Annotated in this window: 11 protein-coding genes; 5 read left to right on the top strand and 6 right to left on the bottom strand. The window is 43.8% G+C overall.

Annotated elements, in window-relative coordinates; translation table 11 throughout:
* The 3 genes from WA010_RS03280 to moaC all read right to left on the bottom strand — a co-directional run.
* The coding region (locus WA010_RS03280) for a DUF6781 family protein (protein WP_422555748.1) at positions 1-871 on the bottom strand (871 nt) is incomplete at its 3' end.
* A gap of 10 nt (positions 872-881) precedes the next feature.
* Positions 882-1,151 carry a YbeD family protein gene (locus WA010_RS03275; protein ID WP_422555747.1) on the bottom strand — a complete coding sequence of 90 codons (270 nt, stop codon included), beginning with the start codon at positions 1,149-1,151 and terminating at the stop codon, positions 882-884.
* Complete coding sequence (gene moaC, locus WA010_RS03270) at positions 1,117-1,602, bottom strand: cyclic pyranopterin monophosphate synthase MoaC (protein WP_422555746.1); 486 nt, start codon at positions 1,600-1,602, stop codon at positions 1,117-1,119. Before moaC ends, WA010_RS03275 begins: the two co-directional genes overlap by 35 nt.
* A gap of 265 nt (positions 1,603-1,867) precedes the next feature.
* Between moaC and WA010_RS03265 the strand changes: the two genes are divergently transcribed.
* Complete coding sequence (locus WA010_RS03265; RefSeq protein WP_422555745.1) at positions 1,868-2,749, top strand: hypothetical protein; 882 nt, start codon at positions 1,868-1,870, stop codon at positions 2,747-2,749.
* On the opposite strand, the gene mobA is transcribed toward WA010_RS03265, so the two are convergent.
* Both mobA and WA010_RS03255 read right to left on the bottom strand, forming a co-directional pair.
* On the bottom strand, positions 2,691-3,275 hold the full coding sequence (gene mobA / locus WA010_RS03260) for a molybdenum cofactor guanylyltransferase MobA (RefSeq protein ID WP_422555744.1): 585 nt from the start codon (positions 3,273-3,275) through the stop codon (positions 2,691-2,693). The two genes, WA010_RS03265 and mobA, sit on opposite strands and share 59 nt — an antisense overlap.
* Positions 3,275-3,736, bottom strand: coding sequence for a DUF2780 domain-containing protein (locus tag WA010_RS03255; protein WP_422555743.1), 462 nt, complete (start codon positions 3,734-3,736; stop codon positions 3,275-3,277). The genes mobA and WA010_RS03255 overlap by 1 nt, the downstream gene beginning before the upstream one ends.
* A gap of 189 nt (positions 3,737-3,925) precedes the next feature.
* Here WA010_RS03255 and WA010_RS03250 point away from each other — a divergent pair, with 189 nt between their 5' ends.
* The 3 genes from WA010_RS03250 to WA010_RS03240 are packed head-to-tail and all read left to right on the top strand — an operon-like array spanning position 3,926 to position 6,090.
* Positions 3,926-4,525 carry a CDP-alcohol phosphatidyltransferase family protein gene (locus tag WA010_RS03250; RefSeq protein WP_422555742.1) on the top strand — a complete coding sequence of 200 codons (600 nt, stop codon included), beginning with the start codon at positions 3,926-3,928 and terminating at the stop codon, positions 4,523-4,525.
* Complete coding sequence (locus WA010_RS03245) at positions 4,522-5,460, top strand: phosphatidate cytidylyltransferase (protein WP_422555741.1); 939 nt, start codon at positions 4,522-4,524, stop codon at positions 5,458-5,460. The genes WA010_RS03250 and WA010_RS03245 overlap by 4 nt, the downstream gene beginning before the upstream one ends.
* 9 nt (positions 5,461-5,469) lie before the next feature.
* Entirely contained in the window at positions 5,470-6,090 is a 621-nt protein-coding gene (locus WA010_RS03240; RefSeq protein WP_422555740.1) for a lysophospholipid acyltransferase family protein, read from the top strand.
* 76 nt (positions 6,091-6,166) lie between these two features.
* On the opposite strand, the gene WA010_RS03235 is transcribed toward WA010_RS03240, so the two are convergent.
* Entirely contained in the window at positions 6,167-7,471 is a 1,305-nt protein-coding gene (locus WA010_RS03235; protein WP_422555739.1) for an ATP-binding protein, read from the bottom strand.
* Between the two features lie 166 nt (positions 7,472-7,637).
* On the opposite strand from WA010_RS03235, the gene WA010_RS03230 reads away from it, so the two are divergent.
* The gene (locus WA010_RS03230; RefSeq protein ID WP_422555738.1) at positions 7,638-8,270 is read left to right on the top strand and encodes a hypothetical protein; all 633 of its coding nucleotides are present in this window, start codon (positions 7,638-7,640) and stop codon (positions 8,268-8,270) included.
* The last annotated feature ends 105 nt before the right edge of the window (positions 8,271-8,375 follow it).

Genomic DNA, 8,375 nt, shown 5'->3' with positions numbered 1-8,375 from the left:
TGAGGAGTTTCGCACTTTTTTCAGAGACATTACGTTTTAAATTTGAGAGACGATTGCGTAGGAGCTCAACGGTCTCTTTGGAGAGGTGTTTGATCTCTTCGGTATCGAACCTAATATCATCACTGATGGCTTCAAGTCGGGTGATCATAATAGATGAATTACGATTTTTAAGTGAGTGGATCACTTGGATGAAAAGGGTATCGATGTTATCGAGTTCCTCTTCGATCGTTTTGTACTCTGCACGGTAAAGTGCTTTGACCTCTTCGGGGACATAGAGGAGGTATTGGTGGAATTTTTCGATCGATTTGTAAAGGGCTGAGCGGATTCCGAGCAAGGTGCCGCGTAAAATCGTATCCGCTTGGTTTGGAGTTGCATCGGCAATGTTGAGGGCAGTTTGAAGAATGCTGGCCAAAATACGACGGATACGAACGGCATTGAGGACATTGGCATTGAGGGTTTCAAAGGTGATCTCTTTGATGATTTCGTGGAGGGTCTCTTCGATATCAGAACCTTTTTCGAGGGTCGTGATAATCGCACTCTCTACCATCTCTTCGAGAATATCCAAAAGATCAACCGATTGAATCTTGATTTGGTGAAGTTTCTCCAGTATTGTCTCATTATTAGTAAACAATTTTTCCAAAATATCGAAAAAACGGTATTTGAGTTGTTGTAGTTCATCACTTTTGCGGGCAATTTGACGTTCGATTTGCTCTTTTTGGGCGATGAGATCTTCAAGTTCATTGTGAAACGAGAGGGTTGTCTCTTTTAAAAGTGCTGTGGTCAATTCTCGAAGCTCTTGGAGAGGCATATCGGGAATATTTTGAGCTGAAAAGTGCTCATGGATATTTGTGGTTAATGTTTCTGCTTTCATTCGTAATCCTTTAGAGTACCATTTTTATGTGGGGATGGGCTTTGAGTGTTTCGTAAAAATAGGTTCGTTCGTCTTCATTATGCACCAAAAGTTCTAAGTTCATACTGATGTATTTTCCCCCTTTGCTGACATTGGAGGGGTTGAGTGAGTATTGGCGTTCACTAAAAATCTCGATGGCAGCAATCTCTATTCCTGCTCGCTCATACGCAACGACTTTATAACACCATGTGCATGGATAGGTTAGCTCAACTTTTTGGGTTGTTTCGTTGATAATCACCACTTTTGCCTCCTGATTTGGTTTCGAGTTGGATGGGACCGATCACCATGCTTTTATCGATCGCTTTGAGCATATCGTAGATGGTGAGTAATCCGATGCTGGTGCCAGTTAACGCTTCCATCTCTACTCCTGTTTGACCGCTGAGCTTTGCCGTGACGATGAGACGAAATCCCGGTAATTCGGGAAGTTCATCGATATCACAGTTGACCCCGCTGAGATTGAGAGGGTGGCACATAGGGATGAGGTCGGATGCTTTTTTCGTCCCCATGATCGCTGCGATGACTGCCGTTTGCAAAACGGGCCCTTTTTTCGCAGTTTGGGTGATGACGGCATCAAATGCATCTTGGCTCATCGTGATGAGTCCGCTGGCAACCGCAACACGGGAGGTTGTGTTTTTATCGGAGACATCAACCATTTTGGGTCGGTCGCGTTCATCGAGATGGGTTAAATTCATCTAGTTCTCTTTTACAATTCTTTTTATTATTATAGCTTAGAGTTGTAAATCGGGTATTGATTAAAAAATAATCATATTAGCGATAAAAATTGGGCTATAGTTTTGTCATGAGATTTTGGTGATGCTAAAGGATAGTATGTAATTCCGAAATCCTCATAAAACCTCCTTCAAGATTCCTAAGGATTGCTCTGCTTTGATGACTACATCGTAGGGCAAGACTTTTAAACAGACAATCAAATACAAATTAATACATTAGGGGAAAAAGATGCAAAATTTAGTACGAAGTTACGCCGCAAATGCCCCGTTGATCGAAAAATTCATCCTTACATCCTTGGGCCGAGTCAGTTTAAAAACGTTCAATGTACAGCTTGCGGAGCGTCTTTATAAAACATTTCCGAGTTTGGAACTCATTTACAAATGCGATGAAGGATTTATCCAAAATTCGCCGAATATTTATGCGGATCGCGAAGAGGGGCACCATGCCGGAATCGATCGAGCCTATTTGGTCGATGAGGTGGCTATCCAAAAGGGATACCATGTGAGTGAGCCTTATATCTCTACCGCTACAGGACATTTGTGTATCACGGTGATTTATGCAGTGGGTGATGGCTATTTATTTTTGGATTTTCGGGTCCGGAGTTTGTTAGAGCGGTTTGATTTGATTGAGAAAAACGATGTCTTTAAGCGGATCAATCGTTCGTCGTATGCGGTTATCGGAGGCGGATTGCTCTTTTTCGGGGTATTTGTCGTACTGTATGGATTTTATACTTTCGGAGGATATATCGTAGGATCTGAGCCTCTCTCGATGGATACGGTATTTAAGCCGATTATCGCTCTGACGTTGGGGCTGGCGGTGTATGATTTAGGTAAAACCATTTTCGAGCAGGAGGTATTGCCTCGTACTCAGCATGTGAGTGATGCGTTTAATGCTAAAACATTGCTCAATTTTTCGGTATCTATCATCATTGCATTATTGATCGAAGCGTTGTTGGTCGTCTTTAAAATCGCACTTCATGATTATAAAGATCTACCGTATGCATCGACACTGATCGCTGCATTGGCATTTTTACTGTTGGTATTTGCAGTCTTTATTTATCTGGTGCGCAAAAGCGAGAAAGAGCCTCTTGATATTCGTGCGGATGGTTGAGATTTGTAAACGGTGCCTCATCCGAAAAATCGACGTAAAGGGTCTTAGAATTAGCCAGAAGTTTGCCGAGTCGGTGATCCCCCTCGGCTAACATTCGTTCAAACTCTCCCAATAAAGAGCGGTGGTAGATGCCGCATAAGGGGTGACTCCCCTCTGAGGTTTTGGCGATTACCGCATCCAACTGCCCATTATCTGCATCGATCAAAGCTTGAAATATAGGTTCATCCACAAACGGGGTGTCGACACTCAAAACCATAATCCGCTCATCCATAATTTCTCGAAAAGCACTTACAAATCCTGCGGTAGGGGCATATTCAACCTCTTGGGGATCGAGGATGAAATCAGCGTTAAAATCAAATTTATCGGCAGTTTTGGTTGAGATAGCTACACGCGTGAAAAGCGGAGTGAGGCGCTGGTATTGGAACTCTGTTAGGGAGGTGAACTTTTCGAAAGGGAGAAGCGATTTATCTTCTCCCATACGAGAGCTTTTTCCCCCCGCAAAAATAATGCAGGCAAGTGAGAACATTATTGTGCGAATGCTGCTGCGAGGATTTTATCCATACCCGGTGTTGCACCGCTTTGGAGGTATTGTAAAACCAATGGAGAGAATTTATCGATCATAGAAGCATCCATTCCTAAAAAGGAGAATTGAGAGCTGAGACTTCCAAGTCCGAGTATTCCTGCCGGTGCTGCGTTAAGAAGAGCTCCTGCTTGCGGTACTTGTTTGGTTAGGGTAGTAAAATCGGTCGGTTTCATGTTTCCTTTTGCATCATTAATAACGGCTGCAGCGCCTCCGATCGCTTGAGTCGGGGTAACACCGAGGGTAGAGGTGATGTTTTTAATCAACGGATTAGAGGTGAGGGCACTATCGGCGATAGGAGCAGCACTTTGGGCTACGGGTGCTACGCTTTGCATGAGTGAACCGAAATCCAATGCATTTGCATTGGAAACCAAAAGTAATAAAGCGGCTACGGTGAGTGAACGCATGAGAATCTCCAATGATTGTATTTTTAAAGTATAGCTAATCCAAAATATAACGGTTATTATACTTTGAGGCTAGATTATTGTAGGGTAAAAATGTGGATGAAAAGTGCATAAATAGCTATAAGTGGTAACAAAAATAACTGGATTTCAATTTTTTACACTAAAATACGACATCTTCTCAATGGAACATGAATGGCGACTATCTACGATCTCAAACCCGCATTCCAAAACCTCCTTCGCCCGATTGTTGGAAGATTGGCAAATATCGGGATAACCCCGAACCAAATTACCTACTTGGCATTAGTACTTTCTTTTATCGCGGGTGGAGCGGTTGCTCTCACCCATGGTGCGATGTGGACACTTCTTTCGATCCCTGCGGTGATGTTTGTGAGAATGGCACTCAACGCGATTGATGGGATGCTCGCCAAAGAGTACGATATGAAAAGCGACGCGGGGGCGATGCTCAACGAGATGAGTGATGTACTCTCGGATGCGGCACTTTATCTGCCGTTTGCTCTGATCGCAGGAGTCTCTGCCATTTGGGTCGTGCTGTTTGTTGTTGTCGCGATCCTCACCGAGATGGCGGGGGTACTGGGGGCGCTGATCGGCGGAGTACGTCGGTATGATGGTCCGATGGGGAAAAGTGATCGTGCATTTGTGATCGGTTCACTCTCGCTTATGCTTGGGCTTGGAGTTTTGCCCGAGGGTTGGTTTGATGCCATCATGATCGTCGCGACACTGATGGGGGGATGGACGGTACTTCGACGTTCGATGAGAGGATTACCATCATGATAGAGACTATCACCACACTTTTTTCAGGTAAAAGCGGAATAGTTCTTCTGATTATTTTAGGGATTTTGGCGTTTGCCACCGTGATCGTATCGGTTATATTTCGTACCAAAACCTCCCAAGAACTCAAAGACCGCGTCTACTCATGGTGGATTATTATCGGGGCATTTATACTCGGGGCGATGCTCAACACGACGGTAGCAATGTTCTTTTTCGCCCTCATCAGCTATCTCGCCCTCAAAGAGTATTTCACCCTCATCCCGACCCGTCGCACCGATCGTCGGATCATCTTTTACGCCTACCTCTCCATCGTGTTTCAGTACTGGTTCGCGGGTTTACAATGGTATGGGATATTTATCATTTGGATACCCGTCTACCTCTTTTTACTCCTCCCGTTTCGTCAGGTACTCATCGGAGAGACGCAGGGATTTTTAGAGAACACGAGCCGCGTACAGTGGGGGCTGATGATGTTCGTCTTCGGTCTCAGCCACCTCGCCTATATGATGACGTTGCCTGCTGTGGCGGGGCATGATGTAGGAGGTAAAGAGCTGGTGCTCTATCTCGTCGTCCTCACCGAACTTAATGATGTGTTGCAGTATCTATGGGGTAAAGCATTCGGCAAACATAAAATCGTCCCGAAAGTAAGCCCCAATAAAACGATCGAGGGGTTTGTGGGGGCATTTATCACCCTCAGCGCTCTCGCGGTAGCATTTTCGTTTCTCACCCCGTTTACGACGCTTCAAGCACTCGCGGCTGGGATGCTCATCAGCGGCGCAGGGTTTGTCGGCGATGTCGTCATCTCGATGGTCAAACGGGACATCGGAGTCAAAGATTCGGGGCATCTATTGCCGGGGCATGGGGGGATACTTGATCGTGTCGACAGTCTCACCTATACCGCACCGCTCTTTTTCCATTTCACCTACTATCTCTACTATTAGGATAATGAGATGCTAAAATGGCTCTTTTTCGCCCTCATCGTCCGTCCTACGGTACTGCTAATCTTCGGGGTTCATGTGCGGGGGCGCGAACACCTCAATCACGACAAACCCTGCATCATCGTCGCCAACCACAACAGCCATCTCGATACCCTTGTCCTCATGAGCCTCTTTCCCTTGCGCAAAATCCACCGTATCCGCCCCGTCGCGGCGGCGGACTATTTTATGAAAAACCGCCTCATCGCGTGGTTCTCGACCCAGTTCATCGGGATTATCCCCCTGAGCCGAAAGGTAGAGAGATCGCACACCCATCCCCTCGAATCAGTGCGCCAAGCCCTCGAAGCAGGAGATAGTATCATCCTCTTCCCCGAGGGGAGTCGCGGGGAAGCAGAACAGATGAGCAAATTCAAATCGGGGGTCGCCCATTTGGCAAAAATGGCTCCCCATATCGGCGTTGTCCCCATCTATCTCGGCGGTGCGGGAAAAGTACTCCCAAAAGGGGAAGCGTTGCTCGTCCCCTTTATTATCGATGTACATATCAATGAGCCGATGATGATCGGCGAGGAAGATGCCCAAGCGTTTACGGAGCGGTTGGAAGAGGTTATTAAAAAGGCGGGGGAGAGGGATGTGTAACTCCGTTCGCCCTGAGCCTGTCGAAGGGTGCGCTGTTCATGGTTCGACAAGCTCACCACGAACGGTGTGAGGTTATTCACATATCCACCATTGAAAACCCCTTATACTCAACCCTATACGCTTTAAAATCACCGATCAGCTTTAGGCTTTTATTTTTGAGCACATCCAAATCGATTTTTTTAGGATTTAGTTTGACTTCCGCAATCAGTACCTTTTTTTCCAGTTCATTGAGCGCGACAATATCGATTTCATTCTCATTGTTTCGCTCCCAGTAGGTACCTATGAGAGAATAATTTTGAGTCCCTTTGAGCTGTTCAATAAAATATTTCTCCAAAAATTTTCCTGCATACGTACTGTAGTCACGTTCGACGATAGAGCGTACATAGGGGTAATTACCTATCTCTACCGCACTTTTGTTTTTGTAGATAAAGCGAAACCAGAAATTAAAAAAATTATCACTAATCTCATATTTTTGGGTTCGGCTCCCCTCTTTGGCGAGTACCGGCTTTATCTTTCGGATAACCGTATATTCGTTCTCCAACCGATCCAAATACCCTCCGATATTACGTTCCAAAATCGATTCAATCGCACTTCGTGATGTTTTAGACGAAGCGATGAGTGAGAGGATGGAGAAATAGGTGGTGTACTCTTTTCCAAACTCTTCGATCAAAAGATTCTTCCCCTCCTCCAAAAAGAGTGAATCCTCACTAAAAATCAAATCAAGCTGTTTTTCTTGTGTAAATGCACCCGCATCCACAAACAATTCGACATATTTCGCCACTCCTCCGGTAAAAATATAAAACGATAGCAGATCCTCATTCGTAAAGTTACTGTTGTAATCGTTCAAAATCTCTTTGAGGGTATCGACACGAAAGGGCTGCAAATGGATCTTTGCATCGGCACGACCGAATAGAGGCTCTTTTTTATCCTCAAATATCTTTTTCATCAGTGAATAGATCGATCCGCTGAGGACGAGGTTCATTTTTGTCGAGTCTTTGTACTCATCCCAAATGTTTTGCATATCGGAGTATATAGAGGGGTTAATCTGCAAAAACTCTTGAAACTCATCGATGATGAGGGTAATCGCCCTCTCTTTGGACAAGAGCATCATGTATTCAAAGAGGTCTCTAAATTTGGTAAAACTGCCCAGTATTTTTAGATCGAGAGTATTTTGTAGGATGGTGATGAACTCTTCGCACAACAATGCTTCATTTTTTTTGGATACGAAAAGGTAGACTTTTTGCTCAAACGCCTCTTTGATTAGTTTGGTTTTACCGATACGGCGACGACCGACGACGACGGTCATTTTTGATCCATCATGTGAGCTTGATTCGATACTTCGGAGCTTTTCGAGTTCTTTCTCTCGGTTATAAAATTTCATTGGGTCTCTTTTGTATTTTATATTACTGTAATGTATATTACTATAATAGTAATTCTGTGTCAACACATAAAAATAAATTTTGCTACTCATCAAATCAAAAACAAAATATGTTTAAGATAAACTGCTTTGGATGTTTTAGAGGTTATTAAAAAGGCGGGGAAGCGGGATGTATAAGAAAAAAAGGAATTTTTTAAAATGGCTGATAAATATTTTATTCGGATGGATACCGTATGTACCAAAAGCAATGTGGGGGATGTGGACGATAAAACATAAAGGCTCATGGCCTCATGCCTTACGGGCAATAGGTTTTTTTATTTTACCAGTTTGGTTGATATTAGAAGGTTTGTCAACAAAAATTGATTATGACGATTTTTCCACACCGTTTCCATCCTATCAAGAACTCAGGACTGATAGTGGAACACTCAAATATCTAAAATACGCTAAACGCCAGTTTGATTTAGGGCTTATAAAATCTGACGGTTCCAATATCCATATTCAAAGGCGATATCAATATCTTAGTGGCATTGTCAGTTGGTATGAGGATAAAGACGGCATATTGAATCGAGACCTCTCGTATCCTGTAACAATCAGATGGTTTCCACTAGCACACGGCAGTGTATGGATAGCAGAGATAGAGAGAGACGGCAAAATCGTCATACCTTATGCTAAAGGGAAAGAAGCATTTAATGCATTAATAAAGAAAAATGAAAACGAAAATTTTTATACCTTTTGGCTTCCACTTTTTGCTTTTGTGATGATCATTATCTTTGAAGCTTCGGCAATACGTAAATATAACTAAGGAGAAATAGATGGCAACAATAGGATATACATTATACAGTTCACAAGTGAATCTGATGGATGGGAAACAAGGAGTCGAGAAGAGTTTTAACCCTGCGGATGGTTC

The organism is Sulfuricurvum sp., from assembly GCF_049305995.1.
Classification (GTDB): Bacteria; Campylobacterota; Campylobacteria; order Campylobacterales; family Sulfurimonadaceae; genus Sulfuricurvum.
This window is presented reverse-complemented; position numbering and strand designations above follow the sequence as displayed.

Excerpts from the sequence above, each read along its gene's own strand:
- moaC (WP_422555746.1), bottom strand. The coding sequence starts at position 1,602 with ATGAATTTAACCCATCTCGATGAACGCGACCGACCCAAAATGGTTGAT.
- WA010_RS03265 (WP_422555745.1), top strand. The coding sequence starts at position 1,868 with ATGCAAAATTTAGTACGAAGTTACGCCGCAAATGCCCCGTTGATCGAA.
- mobA (WP_422555744.1), bottom strand. The coding sequence starts at position 3,275 with ATGTTCTCACTTGCCTGCATTATTTTTGCGGGGGGAAAAAGCTCTCGT.
- WA010_RS03255 (WP_422555743.1), bottom strand. The coding sequence starts at position 3,736 with ATGCGTTCACTCACCGTAGCCGCTTTATTACTTTTGGTTTCCAATGCA.
- WA010_RS03250 (WP_422555742.1), top strand. The coding sequence starts at position 3,926 with ATGGCGACTATCTACGATCTCAAACCCGCATTCCAAAACCTCCTTCGC.
- WA010_RS03245 (WP_422555741.1), top strand. The coding sequence starts at position 4,522 with ATGATAGAGACTATCACCACACTTTTTTCAGGTAAAAGCGGAATAGTT.
- WA010_RS03240 (WP_422555740.1), top strand. The coding sequence starts at position 5,470 with ATGCTAAAATGGCTCTTTTTCGCCCTCATCGTCCGTCCTACGGTACTG.
- WA010_RS03235 (WP_422555739.1), bottom strand. The coding sequence starts at position 7,471 with ATGAAATTTTATAACCGAGAGAAAGAACTCGAAAAGCTCCGAAGTATC.
- WA010_RS03230 (WP_422555738.1), top strand. The coding sequence starts at position 7,638 with ATGTATAAGAAAAAAAGGAATTTTTTAAAATGGCTGATAAATATTTTA.